The following is a 16,979-nucleotide window of genomic DNA, read 5'->3' on the forward strand; positions in this document are numbered from 1 at the left end:
AAGCCCGCCCAGGCGGTGCCGGAACGGCGGGAGCGGACGGAGCGGCAAAGGCCGGAGCCGGCGAGGAACGCCCCGCCGCGCGCGGCCGCGAAAGCGAGCACCCCGGCTGCCGCCAAGGCGCCCGTCGCAGCCGCGCAGCAATCGAGCAGCGGCGCCGCGCCGACCGTTTCCCCCGCCAGGTGGCAGGCCCGCCTGCTCGCCCATCTGGAGCGGCGGAAGCGCTATCCGGGGGCGGCGCGCGCGCGGGGCTCGGAAGGCACGGCCTCGGTGCGCTTTTCCATCGACGCGAGCGGCAACGTGCTCGGCGCGAGCCTCGCCCGGTCCTCCGGCGTGCCCGAGCTCGACCAGGAGGTCGTGGCCATGGTCCGCCGCGCCTCCCCCGTGCCGGCGCCGCCCCCCGGCGTCTCGAGAACGATCACCGTGCCCGTCCGCTTCAGCCTGCGCTGAGGCGGGCGAGCCGGGCACGCCCGGCGCCGGAGCGGGTGACCGAAGGGTCCGCTCAGCCGGAATTCCGGACCGTCGCGGCAAGCGACGCGAGTTCGCCCGGCCCGAGCCGCTTCTCCCCGCATGCGTCGCGCCCGACCTCGACCCGGATCCGCCGGCCTCCGACGAGGGCCCAGAAGCGGCAGGCGCCCGTCTCCGCCATCGCGACGGCGGCCTCCGCCGACAGCGTCCAGCCGTCGCCTTCCGGGCCGCCTATGGCGGCGATCCGGAGCGCCGGGGGGCGGCCTTCGGCGACCACGCGGGTCACCTCGAAATCGCTGGGAATCGGCCGGGTTCTCTCGAGCATGGCATCCGCCTCGGCGGGTCCGGATGCGGACCCGCGGCAGCGCCCAGTCTAGCGGGAGCCCCGCTTCCGATCGCGGCAGCGCGTGCTCAGCGGAGCGGGGAGCCTGAGCAAAATCGCGCCGCCATCAAGGCCGTTCCCGAAACGGCGTTCGCCCTGCCTTACGGCGCTTCCGCCGGCGGCGAGCCGGACGGATGCGCAGGTTGCAGAGAAGAGCGGCGACGTCCCTCGCCGTGGTGCAGGTGGGTAGCGGGGTGTCATCGGGGCTTTCCGGTAGACGCATGCGCCGTCCGGCGCGCCCGATACATGGCGCTGGAAAGCGTCGGCCAGTTGAGCGATGATCCTTTCATCAGCCTGCCGGCCGTGGCGCGCCGATCGGCCCGGCCACGCCGGAGAGCACGGCGGCCGACGCCGCCAGCTCCGCCACACCGTGGGACAGCATCGACATGACCGACATTCGGGAGATGCTCGGCGAGTTGTGTGAGGCCTTCAATGCGCACGACCTCGACCGGATCATGACTGCCTTTGCCGACGAGTGCGTCCTGGAGATGCCGAAGGGGCCGCATGCCTGGGGTGCCCGCTTTGAAGGAAAGCACGCAGTTCGCCAGGGGCTCGCCTCGAGGTTCGAAGGACTTCCCGACGTCCATTACGCAGACCCAACGCACTTCGTGGATGAGGCGCAACAGACCGGCATTTCGAAATGGACGCTGACGGGCACGACCGGCGACGGAAGACGCCTGGAAGTCCGAGGGTGCGATTTCTACACGTTCCGGAACGGCAAGGTGACGCGAAAGGATTCGTACTGGAAGATTGTCGAGGGCGCTCACGATCGCGATCGGACAGCGCCCTCCTGACCGATCAAGGCGATGAAGGGCTTGCGGCCGGGCGCTCGGCGCGGGCGATTCTCATTCGTGCCTGTGTCTCGGCCCGGCCACGCCGACGGCACGGCGATCGACGGCGCCAGCTGCACCATGCCGTGAGACACGATCGGAGCCGCCCGCAGCCCCGCGGGCGGATGACGGGGGATCAGCGCCCGAACACGCCCTTGAGCACCTGCGCCAGCCTGTTCCTGCGCTGCTTGCGCTCGAGATCCTCGGCGCTGCGGACCCAGGCCACCTGGACGACGCGGCGTTCGCCGGAGAACGGCTTGTGCCCGTGCCAGGACTTGTCGGACCGCAGGAACGCGAAGACCGTTCCCATGGTCGGCGGAACCTCGATCACGTAATCGTCGAAGGATTTCGAATCGCGCAGCACCCGAAGCCTGCCGCTTTCGTCGGCCGACCACGCGTCGTTCATGTAGACGAGCATCGTCATCACCTTCGAGGGGCCGTCGGTGTGGATCGCTCCGTAGCGCGGCTGCGAGCGGCGCATGATCGTCGTGATCCGCGGAAAGGGATGCAGGTCGAGGTCGAACCGGCGCGACAGTTCCTCGGTGAGCTCGGGCCCCTCGAGCTCGTCGATGAAGCGCCTGAAGAGGCCCCCGACGTCCGCTTCGCCGACCGTGAGATAGCCCGGCTTGGTCAGGTTCGGAAAATCCTCGCGGAGCTCGGCGATCGCCTCCCGGCGGAGAAAGTCCGACCCGAGGAGGAAGTCGTACGGCTCGTGAGACAGGTCCGCCTCGCGAATGGCCGAGAGATCAACGGTCTGCATGCCCACCCCGCAGGATGCCGCTCGCGGCCGGCTGGGAACGTCGCCAACCGGCATCGGCATCCGCTTTTAGCCTCAACCCTTCACCTTGACGAGCCGAATTGCGACCGACGGCGATCGTGCCGCAAGCTCGCCCGAAGCCAGGAAAGTCGCCAGCCTGCTCGGCAAACGGGCGCGGAATCGGCAGCGATTTTCCGCGCTTCCGAACGTAGTGACCGACCGGCATGAACGACCCGGATGTGGACCATTTGCGTGGACCGCTCGGGCGCCCCTCCAGGAGGATCGCGAAGCTGTTGGGGCGGCAGGAGCCCAGTGCCCGCAGCGACAGGAGGAGCAGGCTGACGAATCCGCTCGTCAGTTTGCTCATCTCAGGGAAGAGCGGCGAGGACGAGCGCATGCTGCCGCGGCGCTCGCGATGGAGCGGAGCGTCCGCGGCGATCGAGCCGCCGCATCAGCCGCGCGGAACGCTCGCGATGAAGACGGCGTGGGCCTCGGCACCCGCCCCTATCGAGGCGCCCTCGATCTCCACCCTCCCGTCTACCCGGGCGATGCGCGTCCGGATGGTGGCCCGGTCGTTCGCGAGGATCGGCTTCAGGAAGGTCGCGGTGATCTCGCCGCCCGAGAGGAAGGCGGGGCCGGCCCATCGGGTCAGCAGTTCGGACAGCCAGCACACGTTCATCAGCCCCTGCACGATGACGCGCGGATAACCCATCTCGGCGGCGATGCGCGGGTTGGTGTGGATGTTCTCGAACTCGTCGGCGATGCCGGAGAAGACGGCTGCCTGCGCCCGGTCCGCCGACACCTCGAGATCGGCGAGCCCGGTGCCCTTCGCGGCGTCGGCGAAGGCGACGCCCTCGCGCCGTGCCTCGAACGGACCGTCGACCCGGCGTGGGGCCGCCGGCCCGTCGCTCTCGGCGATGCCGGCGGGCGGCGACATCTCGATCAGCTCCGTGTTGATCTGGCTGACGTAGAGCGTGCCGTCGGGCCCGCGGGCCTCGCTCTCGTGAATCAGGTAGCCGCGCCCGCGCTTCACGTACTTGGCGGTGTTCGTCCCCGTGACGACGAGCGGAATGCCGAACGGCACCGGCCGGTGGTAGCGGGCGACCTCGCGCTGATGGAATCCGCGCACGAGGCTGCGGTCATAGCGCGTCTGGTAGAACCACATCAGTTCCTTCAGCACCATCGCGCTCGGCACGATGCGCTCGCCGAACCGGTCGGTGGCGCCGAAGTACCAGGGATCCTGGCAGTCAATCGCGTAGCAGTACGCCTTGATCGCGGCATCCGTCGGATCATAGCGCGCCGGGTCGAACCTCTCCGGGATGGGGTAGGCCGAGAAGTCCGGCGGACGGATGTGGTCGCCGACCTTGAGGGCGGCGAGTTCGGGCAGGGCCGCGATATCCATCACGCCGTCCCCTCCCGGAGGGCGCCGGCCGGCGCGCCTTCGCCTGTCTTCAGCCACTCCCCCTCCTCCGGCGTGATGGTGACGTTCACGACGCCGAGCGAGTCGCGCAGCTCCGCGAGGCTGGCGGGGCCGATGATCGGGAACACCGGGAACGGCAGGGTGAAGAGGTAGGCCAGCGCAATGTGGGCCGGCGACACGCCCCGCGCGGCCGCGAGCGCGCGGACGCGGTCGCGCCGCTCGAAGTTGGTGTCGCTGTACCAGCTCGCGACCAGCGTGGGCTCGCCGAGCTTGTCGCGGCCGGCGCGGTCGGTGAAGAAGCCGCGGGCCTGGCTCGACCAGGCGAAGATCGGCGTCTGCGTGCGCTTCAGCCACGCCGTATCGTCCGGGCCGGAGGAGGAGATGCAGCCCGGCCACATCGGGGCCACCATCTCCGCCAGGCTGTAGTTGTTGGACAGGAGCTCGAAGCCGTGCTTGCCGGTGCGCTGCGCATAGGCGTTCGCCTCGTCGATGCGCGCCGTCGTCCAGTTCGAGCCGCCGAACTTGCCGATGCGGCCGGCGCGGCGCAGCGCGTCGAGCACGTCGACGAACTCGCCGACCGGCACGTCCGGATTGTCGCGGTGCATGAAGTAGAGGTCGAGGTGGTCCGTGCGCAGACGCTCCAGCGTTTCCTCGAGCTGCGGCGCGATGAACTCGGGCCGGCACAGCGGAGAATGGGCGCCCTTGCCGATGACCACGGCCTGGTCGCGCACCCCGCGGCTTTGGAGCCACTCGCCGAGGAGCTTGTCCATCAGCCCCTGACCGTAGATCCAGGCGCTGTCGAAAGTGGTGCCGCCAGCCTCGAAGAAGGAGTCGTAGACGATTGCGGCGTCGGGGAAGGTCTTGAGGAGCATGCCGCCGATGGCAAGGCGCGAGGCGGCCTTGCCGGGGGCGACGGTCTCGTCCGTCGGCATCGGCGCGCCCTCACGCCGCCGCAGCGGGTGGCCCGCGACGGTGACGCGGCGGGCGGAGGATTCGGCCGGATAGGCAAGGCCGATCTCGCGCCGCCAGGCATCCAGCGTTCGCATGTTGCCGAGCGTGTCGGCGTGGCTCGGCGCCGGCCACTCGATCTCGCCGGCAGCGACGCTGCGGGCGAAGAGGTCGGCCTCCAGCGCGTAGAGCCAATCCTCCGTCTCGATCGGCACCACGCGGCGCTGGTCCGGCCGCACGGCGACGACGATCTCGCTCCTGCCGCCCTGCCGGCCGGAGCAGAACCAGGGGCTCGTCACCTCGATGGCGCCCCTGGTGCCGTGGATGCGGGCGGCGGCGTCCTGCACCGTGGTGATGCTCGCCGCGCCGTGGGCGAGGATGCCGCCGGGGAAGCGCATCGCGATCGCCGCGCGCTCGTCCGCACCGGCGGTCCCGAGATGGCCGGTGCCCTTCACCTCAATCGGGTCGGCGAAGGGCTCGCCCCGCGCCACGCCCGCGACGAGGCGGCACATGGAGGTGACGTAGCAGCCGATGTCGAGGATCGCGCCGCCGCCGAGCTCGGGATCGAAGTGGCGCTTCCTGGCGTCGAAGGCGGTATTGTAGCCGAACACGGCGTCGATCATCGTGACCTCGCCGATCTCGCCGCTCCTGATGATGTCCACGATCGCCCGCGTCTGCGGATGGCCGCGGTACATGAACGCTTCCATCAGCAGGCCGGGCGAGCGGGCGGCGACGTCGAGGACGGCGCTCGCCTCCGCCGCGTTCATCGCGAGCGGCTTCTCGCACAGGACGTGCTTGCCGGCTTCCAGCGCCGCGATCGCCTGCTCGGCGTGGGCTGGATGAGGCGAGGCGATGTAGACGGCGTCCACCTCCCCGTCCGCGAACAGCGCGGCGTGGCCCTTGTGGATACGCGCGCCACCGAACGGGTTGTCGGTCAACGCGCTGGGGTCGCGCGTCGCGACGGCAACGAGGGTGCCGTGTCGCGCCCGCTCCAGTGCGGCGGCGAACTGCCGCGCAATGGCGCCGGTGCCGACGATGCCCCAACGCAAGGACGGTGCGGTGCCCGTTCTGGCCGCGGTGTCGCGGGCCTCGGTCTGCAGCATGGACGTTCTCTCCCGCGCCGGTCGTGGCCGGCGTCTCATCTGTGCGGCCCCGGCCCGCGCCGGGACCGGCGGTTCAGTGCTCCGGCGCGCGGCCGAGGAGGAGGCCGCGCGGGTCGACCACGCGGCGCAAGAGGTCGAGCTCTTCGGCCGTCGGCTCCGGCGTCGCCGGCGCGTCCTCGAGGTCCGGCAGCGCGAAGCCGGTGACGCCGGCGAGCTCGCCGCGCCGCTCCTCGCGGTGGATGGATCTGAGGCGGATGCGGCCGGCTTCCTTGTCGAAGTCGAAAATGCACTCGGGCGTCACCACCCACTCCGGGCCGCCCTCGGGAATTCCGAGCGCCGCGCGTCCCGCAAGGCCGCCGGGGTAGCCGACGCCCGAGACGTAGTCGACCTTCTCCACGAGGACGCGGGCGGTGTGATGCGGCAGCATCACGTATTCGCGGCGGAAGATCGTCATGTGCTCGGGCTGCAGGATCGGGCCGACGAGGCGCACCTTCGGCCGCGCGTGGTCGCCGATCACCACGGAATTCAGCGACCCCGTCACATCGAGCTGCACGCCGGAGGAGAAGCCGAAGTCGACGTGGCCGCGCTTGAAGGAGAACTGGCCCGGGTAGCGGACCGTCTGCGCCTCGCAGGGAAGGTCGAGGAGCGTCGAATCGAACTCCTGGTCGGGCAGCGCCGCCAGCGAGGCGAGGTCCGGATTGTGCGACCAGCCGGCGAGCAGGATCGTGAGGTTCGGCGCGTGCGTGAGCTTGGCGAACATCATCGCCGCGAGCGGGATCGAGGTGCCGTAGAGCATGGCCGCCGCACCGGTGACGAGGCCGGTGAAGCCCACCTCGTGATCGGCGAAGCTCTTGGCGAGCGCGATGGTGATGATCTCGGGGATGGTCGCGGCGCTCATATCGTGGCGATCTCCTGCAGGCGCATGACATGAGCCGCGCCGAGCTTTTCGAGATACGCCGCGTGATCGGCCGTCCCGCGCACCCATTCGTCGAGGTAGGCATCGAAGGCTTCGTCGCTGGCTGAGGCGGCGACGTAGGCCTGCATGTGCGCGTCGTCGATGACGAAGCGGCCGAGCGTCGGCGTTGGGTGCGCGCCGCAGGGAGCCTCGACGATGGCGGCGGTGCGGTAGGCGGGCAGCATGTTGAGCGTCGGGTTGCGGCGGACGAACTGGTTGGAGACGATCTTCTCCACCGTCACGATCACCATCTCCGCGCTCTGCGCCGTGTCGAGGTCGAGCTCCTGCGGCATCAGCCGGCGGCTCGGCCACAGCACGTTGCCGGCCTCGTCGGCGGCGCCGGCGTGGATCACCACCACCTCCGGGTCCGCCGGCGGCACGGCGTAGAGCTTGCGGCCGGTCAGCGGGCAGTCGAACGCCTTGATGTCCGGGTTGTGGGTGAGGATGTCCGTGCCGCCGAGATAGGCGGAGGGCCAGAAGGTCAAGTTCTCGCGGCTCGCCCGGAACCGATCGAACGACAGGACCTCGGGGTAGTCGACGATCTCGACCGTCCCCGCCTCGTTGCGCCGGCGAATGTTGCGGGCGAGGCCGTACTTCTCGAGGCCGACATATGAGGTCTCGACCTTCTTCAGCGCGCCGGCGCCGGCGAGCATGTCGACCTCGATGCCGCTGACCGTGCCGACGACGGTGAGGTCGCGCCGCCGCTGGCGCACGAGCTCGCGCACGAAGGCCATCGGCCGCTGGTAATTGGCGAAGCCGCCGATGGCGACCCGTGCGCCGTCCGGCACGAGGCTCGCCGCCTCGGCCATGGTGACGACCTTGCGGTCCGGGAACGGGATCGTCCGGCGCGGAGGGAGGAAGGAGGCGCTGGCCATCGGCGTCAGACCCTCAGGAGCTTCTTGTCGGGGTCGATGACGGTGCGCACCAGCTCCACCGTCTCGGCGGCCGGCGGCGGCGTCTCGGCCAGATCCGGCGCGACGGCGGGGGCGAAGCCCATCGCGGCGGTCACCTCGTCCAGGGTGACGCCGGGGTGCAGCGAGCGCACGCGCATCACGTTGTCCTCGCCGGCGAAGTCGAACACCGCCTTGTCGGTGACAACGCGCTGCGGCCCCGGCCCCGGCAGCGCGTACTGCTCGCGGCGGGTGCCGCCCCGGCGGTAGCCGAAGCTCGTCACGTAGTCGACGTCCGGCACAAAGCGGCGCGGGTCGAGGTCCATGACGATGATGGGCTTCCTCACGAAGGCGAGGTGCTCGGGCTGCGCGAGGCAGCCGACGAGGCGCGTCTTGAGCGAGCCGTCCGGCCTGTCGAGGCGGGTGATGTTGAGGTTGCCGTAGCGGTCCACCTGCGCGGCGGATTCGAACGAGATGTCGAACCGCGCCTTCCCCAGCATGTCGATCTTCTGCGAGGTCTCCTGCAGTTGCGCGGCGCAGGGCCAGGTCGTGAAGGCGTCCTGCAGCCACGCCTCCGGCATGCGCGACAGGTCCGGAGTGAGGAGGTTGCCCCAGTAGATGGAGGCGTCCGGCGCATGGCTCGCCTGCGCGATGCGGCTCGCGACGACGGGCAGGCCCACCGCCAGCGTGAAGGCGCGGCCCGCGGTGCCGACGCCGACGAAGATGAGGTCGCCGTCCTCGATCTCGCGCGCGATGGCAGCGGCCATCAGTTCGTTGGTGGTGTAGGCGCTCATCGGCCGACTCCGAGGCGGGCCTTCAGCGCCGCGAGGCCGCCGAAGGCGTCGAGGTAGGCCTCGTGCGAGCCGACGTGGACGTACTTGTCGAGGTAGTCCGCCGCTCCCGCGGCCGTCCTGCCGGCGGCGGCATAGGCGCGGATCGCCTCCTCATCCTCGTCGTGGACCGTGTCGCAGGCGAGCGGGTGGGCGCCGAAGGGCACCTCCACCACCGCTTCGACCCACTGGCTCGGGATGTAGGTGAGGTGCGGGTTCGCCTTCACCTCCTCATGCGGCACGATCCGCTCCACCGTGACGATGAGGCGGTTGGAGCCGCGGGCGATGATCTGGTCGACATCGTCCGCATCGCGCGCGAGCGGCCACTGGACATTGCCGTAGGCGTCGGCGGTGTAGCCGTGGATGACGGTGAAGTCCGGCTCGATGGCACGCATCGCGGTATAGCTCCTGCCGGTGAAGGGGCAGGTCATCTCCACCGTGATCTCGGGGTCCTGCTTCGCCATGTCGGTGCCGAGGAGCGCGCGGATCGGCATGAAGGAGTTGCCGTTGCAGGCGGCCTGGAAGCGGGCGACCTGCGCCGATTCGGAATAGTCGCGCACCTCGATCGCGCCCGCCTCGACGCCGCGGCGGAAGCTCGGCGCGAGGCCGTGCCAGAAGAGGCCCGCATAGACGCCCTCGTAACGCTTCAGAAGGCCGGCGGCAGCGAGCATATCGACAGCGAAGCCGCCGGCGAAGGAGTAGATGGTGAGGTCGCCGATCCGCTGCCGGATCAACTCGCGCGCGAAGGCGTTCACCTGGCGCCGCATGATGTTGCCGCCGAACGCGACCCTGGCGCCGGGCGGAATGCGGGCGGCGGCGTCCCGAAGCGAGACGACCTTTTCACGACTGGGCAAGGGCGTTCCTCTAGAGCTGCCGAGGTCCGGCCGCAGCGGACCAGCACCGATCTTGATTGCTGCATCCGACGATAAAAACGATTTTAGAGGCGGTCAAGCCGTCTGGGTGGTCGTTTGGCGGTATGGACTAGCGATTGCATACACGCGAAATTTCGCTCCCAGGAGCGACAGTTGGAGGGGCGATCTTGCCGAGGGCCAGCCGAGTGACCATCCGGGACGTCGCCTTCGAGGCCGGCCTTGCGGTTTCGACCGTGTCGAACGCGCTCGCGGGCAAGGACTGCGTGCGCGAGGAGACGCGGCGCAAGGTCGTCGACATCGCCGTCCGCCTCGGCTACCGCCCGTCTGCCCTCGCCCGCTCGCTGCGCAGCGGGCGCAGCCTCACCATGGGCGTGCTGGTGTCGGACGTGAGCAACCCCGCGCTCGTCGACTATGTCCGCGGCGTCGACGACGTCGCGGTGCGTGAGGGCTTCACGATCCTCCTCGGCAACACGGACGAGCGCATCGAGAAGCAGGTCGCCCAGATGAAGACGCTGATCGACCACGAGGTCGACGGCATGGTCCTGATCTCGCAGCATACCGAGGGCAAGGAGGTCCGCGAGCTCTTGAAGATCGTCCCTTACGTCTTCATCCAGCGCCGCAGCCCGCACTTCGTCGACGATTATGTCGGCGGCGACAACGCCGCCTCGACGCGGAAGGCCCTCACCTACCTCCACGAGCTCGGACATCGCCGCATCGGCATCATCACCGGTCCGACCGCGTCGAGCACGGCGATGGAGCGTCTCGCGGCGTACAGGGCCTGCGTCGACGATCTCGGGTTCGACCGCGACGAAGACCTCGTCGTCTACGGCGACTACGATCTCGACGCCGGGCGGCGGGGGATGCACCGGCTGTGGTCCCTCCCCGAGCCGCCAACGGCCATCCTCGCCAGCAACGACATCTGCGCGCTCGGCGTGCAGGACGCGGCGCTGGAGCTAGGCGTGTCGATCCCGGACCAGCTTTCGCTGTGCGGATGCGACGACATCTCGCTCGCGGGGCTTCGCCAGATCGACCTCACCACCACGCATATGCCGAAGCGACGCATCGGCACCGCCGCGGCGGAGCTGCTTCTCGGGAAGATCGAACAGGGGCCGAACCTGCCGCCGCAGGAGATCATCATCCCGGGCGATCTCGTGATCCGCTCCTCGTGCGCCGCGCCGCGGGCGAAGAGGCGCCGGCGGCGGGCGGCCGCCGCACCGGTCGCCGCCGAATAGGATCAGCGGTCGACGAGCGCCCGCGCGATGCGTGCAAACGCGAGCATGCCGGGGTCGTCCAGACCCACGGTCTTGTCGCCGAACATGCGGGCGCGGCCGATGCGGTTCGGCTTCTCGCGGAATCCGGCGAGGGCGTCCTCGGCAGCACTCGCGACGGCCGCGCCGAGGTCGCCGGGCGCATCCCCCGCGAGGCGGCCTGCGACGCAGTCGAGGCTGTCGACCACCGTCTTGTCGCCGGGCGCGGCGCCGCCACGCTTGACGACGGCATCGCGCGCGAGGACTGCCAGCGCCGCCCACTCGGTCGGATCCACCGCCTCCATCCCCTTCGTCTCGCGCGAGATGGCGAGGAGCGCGGTCGCGAGCAGCGTGCCGAGGCTGGAGCCGGTCGCCGTCGCCGCGGCCTTGGCGAGGCCGGCGAAGGCCGCGCCCATGTCGGCGGCAGCGGCCGTGTCCGCCTTCGCCATGCGGTCGACAACGCGGGCGAGCATGGTGCCCGTGTCGCCGTCACCGATGCGGGCATCGGCGGCATTCAGCTCCTTCTCGAGCGTCGCCATCGCCGCCTTCGCCCTGGCGACGAGGTCGGCAAGGTCGGTGGCGCGAAGGCTCATGCGGCGCCCCGCCAGAACGGGCAGGATGTCGGCGCGGCGAGGAGCTCCATGAAGGCGCCGTCGACGACGCAGAGCGAGACCGACACGCCCGCCATCTCCATCGACGTCGCGTAATGGCCGACGAGGGGCATCACGACCTCGAGCCCGTCCGCCGCGAGGCGCTGCGCGATGCGGCGGTAGAGGATGTAGAGCTCCTCCAGCGGCGTCGCACCGAGGCTGTTGACGAGGACGGAGACCTGGCGGGCGCCGGAGAGCGGCGCGTCGGCGGTGAGGCGGTCGAGCATCTCGTCCGCCACCTCGTCGGCCGGCCTCAGCGGCGCGCGCCAGATGCCGGGCTCGCCGTGGATGCCCATCCCCATCTCGATCTCGTTCTCGCCGAGCGTGAAGGACGGCGCGCCGGAGCCGGGGATAAGGCAGGGCGACAGCGCGACGCCGATCGTGCGGGTGCGGGCGACGGCATCGGCCGCCGTCGCCGTCACCTCGGCCAGCGAGGCGCCGCGGTCGGCCATCGCGCCCGCCGCCTTGTAGGCGTAGAGGATGCCGGCGACGCCGCGGCGCTTCGCCCCCTCCTCCGGCGCGGCGCTCGCCACGTCGTCGATGCCGAGCACGGTGGTGGACTCGATGCCGTCGGCCTCGGCGATCTCGCCGGCCATGTCGAAGTTCATGCGGTCGCCGCCGTAATTGCCGTAGAGGCGCAGCACGCCTGCCCCGCCGTCGGCCGCCTGGATCGCCTCCACGCAGGATCCGACCGTCGGCCCCTCGAACACGTTGCCGATGGCGCAGGCGTCGAGCATCCCCTCCGCGACGTAGCCCGTGAACAGCGGCAGATGGCCGGAACCGCCGCCCGACACGATGCCGACTTTCCCCCGCCGCGGTGCCGAAGCACGCCGGATGACGCGGCCCTCCTCGCCGGCGCGCGCGAGGTACGGGTGCGCCGCGACCAGGCCGTCCAGCATCTCGTCGACGTAGTTGCCGGGGGCGTTGATGAGCTTCTTCATGGCGCTGGTCCGTCAGTAGGAGAGCGAGACGTCGTCGGCGAACGCGGTGATTGGCGGATAAGCGTGCTCGTCCGTCACGATGTCGACGACCGTCGTGATGTTCGCGGCGAGCGCCTTGCGGAAGACGTCGGCAAGGTCTTCCGCGCGCTCCACGCGGACTCCCTCGCAGCCGACGGCGCGGGCGATGGCGGCGTGGTCGACGGCGGTGAAGTCGCAGGCCTCGTCGTTGTAGTCGCCGAACGTCACCTTCTCGGCGTGCTTCTGGTAGCCGAGGATCTGGTTGTTGAGGATCGCGACCACGACCGGCAGCCCCATGCGCCGCGCGGTCTCAAGCTCGGACCAGGTGTGGGCGAAGCCGCCGTCGCCGCACAGCGCGAACACCGGCGCCTCCGGCCGCGCCGCCTTGGCGCCGAGCGCGAACGGCAGTCCCCAGCCGAGCCCGGCGAGGCCGCGCGGGGTGATGAAGCGCTGCCCGGCCTTACGCGAGGTGAGGAAGTTGCCGACCCAGATCGAGGAATAGCTCGCGTCGGTGACGACGATGGTGTCGGGCGTCATCACCTCGTCCAGCGCGCGCATGATCCGTTCGGGCCGGATCGGCGTGGCGTTCGAGGACGCCTCGGCCTCCATGTCCTCGCGGCCCTTCTTCAGCCCCGCCGCGATCTTCGCCTCGAGCTGCGGCCGGGCCGCCATGCGCTTGCCGAGGTCGCGCGCCTTCAGCGCCTCCGTCAGCGCGGCGAGGCCCAGCTTCGCGTCGCCGACGAGGCGCATCGCCTCGTAGTTGCGGCCGATCTCCTGGCCGTCGACGTCCAGGTGGATGTAGCGCGCGTCCTTCGGGTAGAGCGACCAGGAGTCGGTGCCGTTCTGGTTCGTGCGGTTGCCGACGAGGAGGATGACGTCCGCCTCCGTCACGAGGTCGCGCAGGTGGCGGGTGCGGCTGCGCTTGCCCATGAAGTAGCCGACGACGCCGACGGAGAGCGGATGCGTCTCGTCGACCGTGCCCTTGCCCATCAGCGTGGTCGCGATGGGCAGCCCCGCCGCCTCCTGTAACGCCGCAAGCTCCGCGGCCGCCTGCGACAGGTGCACGCCTCCGCCGGCGATGACGAGCGGCCGCTCCGCCGAGGCGAGCAGGTCCGCCGCCTCCGCGACGCGCGCCGGATGCGGCCCGCAGCGGTCGAGCGGGAACGCGCCCAGGGAGGCGCCGCGCAGCACCGCCGGACGGTCCGGCGCCTCGGTGAAGATGTCCATCGGCGCCATCAGCACCGCCGGGCCGGGGCGGCCGGAGGCGGCGGCGGCGAAGGCCATGTCGACGAAGTCGTCGATGCGGCCGGCGTCGGGGATGCGCTTGATCCACTTCGCGACGCCCTTGAAGAGCTCCAGGTGGTCGAGCTCCTGGAAGGCGTTCTTCTCCACGTAGGCCCGCGCCACGTCCTGCACCACCGCGACCACGGGAACGGACGCCTTGTAGGCCTCCGCGAGGCCCGGCACGAGGAGCGTCGCGGCGGGGCCGTTCTGCGCCGTCACCACAGCGACCTTGTTCGAGACGCGAGCGTAAGCGTCGGCCATCGCGGCGCCGGCGTTCTCGGTGCGGTAGCCGACCTGGCGGATGCCGTGATGCGGCGCGGCGAGGAACAGCGCCGTCGGGATCGACTGGCCGAACACCGTGTCGACCCCGTGGCGAGCGAGCGCCGCGGCGAACACGTGTGCGCCCGAGATGTTGCCGCGGTCGGGATGGTCTTCTGCGATCGCCTTCGATGTCATCGTTTTCTAGCCTTTCGGGTGGGTGCGGCGGAGCGGTCGTCAGATGACGGCTTCGGCCCGCAGTCCCTCGATCTCCTCGGCCGACATGCCGAGCCAGGTCATCAGCACCTCGTCGGTGTCGTGGCCGAGCGGCGGCGCCGGCCGGTGCACCGCCGTCGGCGTTCTCGACAGCCGCTGCGCCGGCGCCGGCGAGGGCACCACGCCCGCCACAGGGTGCTCGATGTCGACGATGTGGCCGGCGTCCCGCGCATAGGGGTCGCGCAGCGCCTCGCCGACGGTGCGGACCTTCGCGGATGGCAGCTCGGCCTTGGAGACCGCCGCCATCACCTCGTCCACCGTGTGCGCCTTCGCCCATTGCGCGACGACGCCCTCCACGGCGTCGACGTTCTGCAGCCGCGCCTCGAGCCGGGCGAAGCGCGGGTCCTGCAGCAGCTCGGGCTGGCCGATCATCCGGGCGAGCCGAGGGAAGTGCGCGTCGCTGCCCCCGATGATGTGCACCCAGTGGCCGTCCTTCGTCTCGAAGGTGTTGGCGGGCGCCACGTAGCGGTCGCGGTTTCCCATGCGGCTCATCTCGCGGCCGAACACGAGGTATTCGGGGATAGCCGTCATCAGCATGGCGGAGGCGCTGCCCATCAGGCTGACGTCGACCATCTGCCCTTCGCCGGACTGCATCCGGTGCATCAGGGCGCCGAGGACGCCGCAGGCGGCGTTCATGCCGGTCGCGTAGTCGACCAGGAAGGTGCCGGCCAGCATCGGCCGCCCGTCCACCTCTCCGGTGAGGTCCATGATGCCGGAGAGCGCCTGCGCGATGGCGTCGAAGCACGGCTCACAGGTGAGGCGGTTGCCGAGGCCGAAGCCCGACAGGCTCGCCATCACGAGGCGCGGGTTCAGCTCGTGCAGCGTCTCCCAGCCGCAGCCCATCTTGTCCATGGTGCCGGGGCGGAAGTTCTCGATGAGGACGTCCGCCTCGGTGGCCAGACGGCGGATGAGCTCCTGCGCCTTGTTGTGGCGGAAGTCGACCGTCAGGCTCCGCTTGTTGCGGTTGAACATCATGAAGTAGACGCTCTCGCCCTGGATGAACGGGGCGAGGAGACGGGAATCCTCGCCCGTCATCGTCTTCTCGACCTTGACGACGTCGGCGCCGAGATCGCCGAGGATCATCGCGCAGTGGGGACCGGCGATGAAGCGGGAGAGGTCGAGGACCTTCAGCCCGGAGAGTGGACCTGCCATGGTTAGCCTATTCGCGCAGCAGAATGTTGTTGGGGTCGATACGGAGGCGGATCGCGTCGAGGTCATCGGCGCGCGGCGGATCGGTGACGGCGATGCTGTCCGGCACCGCAGGGCGGAAGCCCATGCGGTCGGTGACGTCGCCCAGCGCCACGCCCGGGTGGAGCGAGACGAGCCTCATCTCGCGGGTCTCGGGGGTGAAATCGAAGACCGCGAGGTCGGTGACAACGCGGTGCGGGCCGCCCGGCGCGAGGCCGGCCGCCTCGCGTGAGGTGCCGCCATCGAGGTGGCCGACGCTGGTGACGAAATCGACGCGCTCCACGAAGCTGCGGCGGTCGAGGTCCATCACGATGTACGGCCGGCGCACGAAGGCGGCGTGGTCCGGCTGGGCGAGCGCCCCGACGAGCCGGACCTTCGGCCGGTCGCGATCGCCGATCGCCGTGATGTTCATGTTGCCGTGCCGGTCGATCTGCGCGGCGCTGTTGAAGCAGACGTCGAAGCGGCCGCGCGAGAGCATGTCGCACTTGATGCCGGTGTCTGTCGGCGCCGCGGCGCCCGGCCAGCGGGTGAACGCGTCCTGGTTCAGCCGCTCGGGGAAGGCGGAAAGGTCCGGCTCCAGGAGGTTGCCCCAGTAGACCGCGGCGCCCGGCGCGTGGCGCATCTGCGCGAGGCGGACGGCAGCGAGCGGGATGCCGACGGCCAGCGTGAAGGCGCGCCCGTTGGTGCCGACGCCGACGAAGCAGAGATCGCCGTCCTCGATCTCGCGGGCGAGGTAGGCGACGATCAGCTCGTTCATGGAGAACGCGGCCATCGCTCAGCCCTTCGCCACGTCGAACGCGCGGAGCGCCTCGATCCCGCCGACCGCGGCGAGGTAGGAGGCGTGGTCGCGGTGGCGCACGTACCGGTCGAGATATTCAGCCGCCCCATCGCCGCTGCGGCACGCCAGCGCGAAGGCTTCGAGATGCGCCTCGTCTGCGTCGTAGAAGGCGTCGCAGGCGGCGGGGTGGGAGCCGTATGGCACCTCCACGACGCTCTCCACCCACTGGCCGGGGATGTAGGTGAGCGTCGGCTGCGCCTTCACCAGCTCGTGCGGCACGATGCGCTCGACGGTGACGATGAGGCGCGTAGCGGCGGCGGCGAACACCGGATCGACGTCGTCGGTGTCGCGCACGACCGGCCAGACGATGTTGCCGTACTCGTCGCCCATGTAGCCGTGGATGAGGGTGAAGTCCGTCGCGGCGGGCGGAACCGCCTGAAGGAGGTCGCCGGTGAAGGGGCAGGTGACGGTCCTGATCTGGTCGGGGTTCCGCACGGCGATGTCGGAGCCGAACAGGCCGCGGATTGGCAGGAACGGGACGCCCTGCGCCGCGGCGCGCAGCCGGGCGACCCACGCCGTCTCGGAAAACTCCCGGGCGACGATGCGCCCCTCCTCCACGCCGCGGCGGAAGTTCGGCGCGAGGCCGTGGTTGAAGAGGCCGACATATATGCCTTCCCAGCGCCTGATCGCGCCGGCGGCGGCGAGGAAGTCGACCGCCGTCGTCGCGGCCCAAGAGAGCACGGTGAGATCGGAGACGCCGCGGGCGACGAGGTTGCGCACCGCCGCGTTGGGCTGGCGCCGCAACAGCGACCCTCCGATCGCGACGCTCGCCCCCGACGAGATCGGGGCGAGCGCCTCCTCCAACGACTTCCGCTTGACGCGCAACA

Annotated in this window: 18 protein-coding genes; 3 read left to right on the forward strand and 15 right to left on the reverse strand. The window is 70.5% G+C overall.

Translation table 11 applies throughout. The features are described 5' to 3' along the window. The coding region (locus tag E4O86_RS04715; RefSeq protein WP_161139368.1) for an energy transducer TonB family protein at window positions 1–447 on the forward strand (447 nt) is incomplete at its 5' end. 52 nt (window positions 448–499) lie between these two features. On the opposite strand, the gene E4O86_RS04720 is transcribed toward E4O86_RS04715, so the two are convergent. Further along, window positions 500–790: a hypothetical protein gene (locus E4O86_RS04720; protein ID WP_161139369.1), complete on the reverse strand. Its 291-nt coding sequence runs from the start codon at window positions 788–790 to the stop codon at window positions 500–502. 443 nt (window positions 791–1,233) lie between these two features. Here E4O86_RS04720 and E4O86_RS04725 point away from each other — a divergent pair, with 443 nt between their 5' ends. Further along, window positions 1,234–1,641: a nuclear transport factor 2 family protein gene (locus E4O86_RS04725; protein ID WP_161139370.1), complete on the forward strand. Its 408-nt coding sequence runs from the start codon at window positions 1,234–1,236 to the stop codon at window positions 1,639–1,641. Window positions 1,642–1,813: 172 nt separating this feature from the next. Here the strand turns inward: E4O86_RS04725 and E4O86_RS04730 are convergent, their stop codons facing one another. From E4O86_RS04730 to E4O86_RS04765, 8 genes are all read right to left on the reverse strand, one after another. Beyond that, window positions 1,814–2,437, reverse strand: a complete 624-nt coding sequence (locus E4O86_RS04730; RefSeq protein ID WP_161139371.1) for a 2OG-Fe(II) oxygenase — start codon at window positions 2,435–2,437, stop codon at window positions 1,814–1,816. Beyond that, window positions 2,424–2,801, reverse strand: a complete 378-nt coding sequence (locus E4O86_RS04735; protein WP_161139372.1) for a hypothetical protein — start codon at window positions 2,799–2,801, stop codon at window positions 2,424–2,426. The genes E4O86_RS04730 and E4O86_RS04735 overlap by 14 nt, the downstream gene beginning before the upstream one ends. Before the next feature lie 84 nt (window positions 2,802–2,885). Then, the gene (locus tag E4O86_RS04740; protein WP_161139373.1) at window positions 2,886–3,836 is read right to left on the reverse strand and encodes a MaoC/PaaZ C-terminal domain-containing protein; all 951 of its coding nucleotides are present in this window, start codon (window positions 3,834–3,836) and stop codon (window positions 2,886–2,888) included. Continuing rightward, window positions 3,836–5,905 (reverse strand): aldo/keto reductase, encoded by a 2,070-nt coding sequence (locus E4O86_RS04745; protein WP_161139374.1) that lies wholly within the window; start codon window positions 5,903–5,905, stop codon window positions 3,836–3,838. The genes E4O86_RS04740 and E4O86_RS04745 overlap by 1 nt, the downstream gene beginning before the upstream one ends. 73 nt (window positions 5,906–5,978) lie before the next feature. Beyond that, on the reverse strand, window positions 5,979–6,803 hold the full coding sequence (locus E4O86_RS04750; protein WP_161139375.1) for a hypothetical protein: 825 nt from the start codon (window positions 6,801–6,803) through the stop codon (window positions 5,979–5,981). Further along, on the reverse strand, window positions 6,800–7,735 hold the full coding sequence (locus E4O86_RS04755; protein WP_161139376.1) for a CoA transferase subunit A: 936 nt from the start codon (window positions 7,733–7,735) through the stop codon (window positions 6,800–6,802). Before E4O86_RS04755 ends, E4O86_RS04750 begins: the two co-directional genes overlap by 4 nt. 5 nt (window positions 7,736–7,740) lie before the next feature. After that, complete coding sequence (locus tag E4O86_RS04760) at window positions 7,741–8,544, reverse strand: CoA-transferase subunit beta (RefSeq protein WP_161139377.1); 804 nt, start codon at window positions 8,542–8,544, stop codon at window positions 7,741–7,743. Beyond that, window positions 8,541–9,434 carry a CoA transferase subunit A gene (locus E4O86_RS04765; RefSeq protein ID WP_161139378.1) on the reverse strand — a complete coding sequence of 298 codons (894 nt, stop codon included), beginning with the start codon at window positions 9,432–9,434 and terminating at the stop codon, window positions 8,541–8,543. The genes E4O86_RS04760 and E4O86_RS04765 overlap by 4 nt, the downstream gene beginning before the upstream one ends. A 203-nt stretch (window positions 9,435–9,637) precedes the next feature. Here E4O86_RS04765 and E4O86_RS04770 point away from each other — a divergent pair, with 203 nt between their 5' ends. Then, window positions 9,638–10,684, forward strand: coding sequence for a substrate-binding domain-containing protein (locus tag E4O86_RS04770; protein WP_161139379.1), 1,047 nt, complete (start codon window positions 9,638–9,640; stop codon window positions 10,682–10,684). Window positions 10,685–10,686: 2 nt separating this feature from the next. On the opposite strand, the gene E4O86_RS04775 is transcribed toward E4O86_RS04770, so the two are convergent. The 6 genes from E4O86_RS04775 to E4O86_RS04800 are packed head-to-tail and all read right to left on the reverse strand — an operon-like array spanning window position 10,687 to window position 16,977. After that, complete coding sequence (locus tag E4O86_RS04775) at window positions 10,687–11,292, reverse strand: DAK2 domain-containing protein (protein WP_161139380.1); 606 nt, start codon at window positions 11,290–11,292, stop codon at window positions 10,687–10,689. Beyond that, a complete protein-coding gene (locus tag E4O86_RS04780; RefSeq protein WP_161139381.1) occupies window positions 11,289–12,290 on the reverse strand; it encodes a dihydroxyacetone kinase subunit DhaK in 1,002 nt (333 codons plus the stop codon). The genes E4O86_RS04775 and E4O86_RS04780 overlap by 4 nt, the downstream gene beginning before the upstream one ends. Before the next feature lie 12 nt (window positions 12,291–12,302). Beyond that, window positions 12,303–14,048, reverse strand: coding sequence for an acetolactate synthase catalytic subunit (locus tag E4O86_RS04785; protein WP_161139382.1), 1,746 nt, complete (start codon window positions 14,046–14,048; stop codon window positions 12,303–12,305). Between the two features lie 39 nt (window positions 14,049–14,087). Next, entirely contained in the window at window positions 14,088–15,278 is a 1,191-nt protein-coding gene (locus E4O86_RS04790) for a CaiB/BaiF CoA transferase family protein (RefSeq protein WP_161139383.1), read from the reverse strand. Between the two features lie 7 nt (window positions 15,279–15,285). Then, the gene (locus E4O86_RS04795) at window positions 15,286–16,086 is read right to left on the reverse strand and encodes a CoA-transferase subunit beta (protein ID WP_161139384.1); all 801 of its coding nucleotides are present in this window, start codon (window positions 16,084–16,086) and stop codon (window positions 15,286–15,288) included. A 3-nt stretch (window positions 16,087–16,089) separates the two neighbouring features. Beyond that, the gene (locus tag E4O86_RS04800; protein ID WP_161139385.1) at window positions 16,090–16,977 is read right to left on the reverse strand and encodes a CoA transferase subunit A; all 888 of its coding nucleotides are present in this window, start codon (window positions 16,975–16,977) and stop codon (window positions 16,090–16,092) included. Window positions 16,978–16,979: the final 2 nt, after the last annotated feature.

The organism is Propylenella binzhouense, from assembly GCF_009866965.1.
Classification (GTDB): Bacteria; Pseudomonadota; Alphaproteobacteria; order Rhizobiales; family Afifellaceae; genus Propylenella; species Propylenella binzhouense.

Excerpts from the sequence above, each read along its gene's own strand:
- E4O86_RS04790 (WP_161139383.1), bottom strand. The coding sequence starts at position 15,278 with ATGGCAGGTCCACTCTCCGGGCTGAAGGTCCTCGACCTCTCCCGCTTC.
- E4O86_RS04740 (WP_161139373.1), bottom strand. The coding sequence starts at position 3,836 with ATGGATATCGCGGCCCTGCCCGAACTCGCCGCCCTCAAGGTCGGCGAC.
- E4O86_RS04750 (WP_161139375.1), bottom strand. The coding sequence starts at position 6,803 with ATGAGCGCCGCGACCATCCCCGAGATCATCACCATCGCGCTCGCCAAG.
- E4O86_RS04725 (WP_161139370.1), top strand. The coding sequence starts at position 1,234 with ATGACCGACATTCGGGAGATGCTCGGCGAGTTGTGTGAGGCCTTCAAT.
- E4O86_RS04755 (WP_161139376.1), bottom strand. The coding sequence starts at position 7,735 with ATGGCCAGCGCCTCCTTCCTCCCTCCGCGCCGGACGATCCCGTTCCCG.
- E4O86_RS04735 (WP_161139372.1), bottom strand. The coding sequence starts at position 2,801 with ATGAGCAAACTGACGAGCGGATTCGTCAGCCTGCTCCTCCTGTCGCTG.
- E4O86_RS04785 (WP_161139382.1), bottom strand. The coding sequence starts at position 14,048 with ATGACATCGAAGGCGATCGCAGAAGACCATCCCGACCGCGGCAACATC.
- E4O86_RS04780 (WP_161139381.1), bottom strand. The coding sequence starts at position 12,290 with ATGAAGAAGCTCATCAACGCCCCCGGCAACTACGTCGACGAGATGCTG.
- E4O86_RS04745 (WP_161139374.1), bottom strand. The coding sequence starts at position 5,905 with ATGCTGCAGACCGAGGCCCGCGACACCGCGGCCAGAACGGGCACCGCA.
- E4O86_RS04795 (WP_161139384.1), bottom strand. The coding sequence starts at position 16,086 with ATGGCCGCGTTCTCCATGAACGAGCTGATCGTCGCCTACCTCGCCCGC.
- E4O86_RS04720 (WP_161139369.1), bottom strand. The coding sequence starts at position 790 with ATGCTCGAGAGAACCCGGCCGATTCCCAGCGATTTCGAGGTGACCCGC.
- E4O86_RS04760 (WP_161139377.1), bottom strand. The coding sequence starts at position 8,544 with ATGAGCGCCTACACCACCAACGAACTGATGGCCGCTGCCATCGCGCGC.
- E4O86_RS04730 (WP_161139371.1), bottom strand. The coding sequence starts at position 2,437 with ATGCAGACCGTTGATCTCTCGGCCATTCGCGAGGCGGACCTGTCTCAC.
- E4O86_RS04775 (WP_161139380.1), bottom strand. The coding sequence starts at position 11,292 with ATGAGCCTTCGCGCCACCGACCTTGCCGACCTCGTCGCCAGGGCGAAG.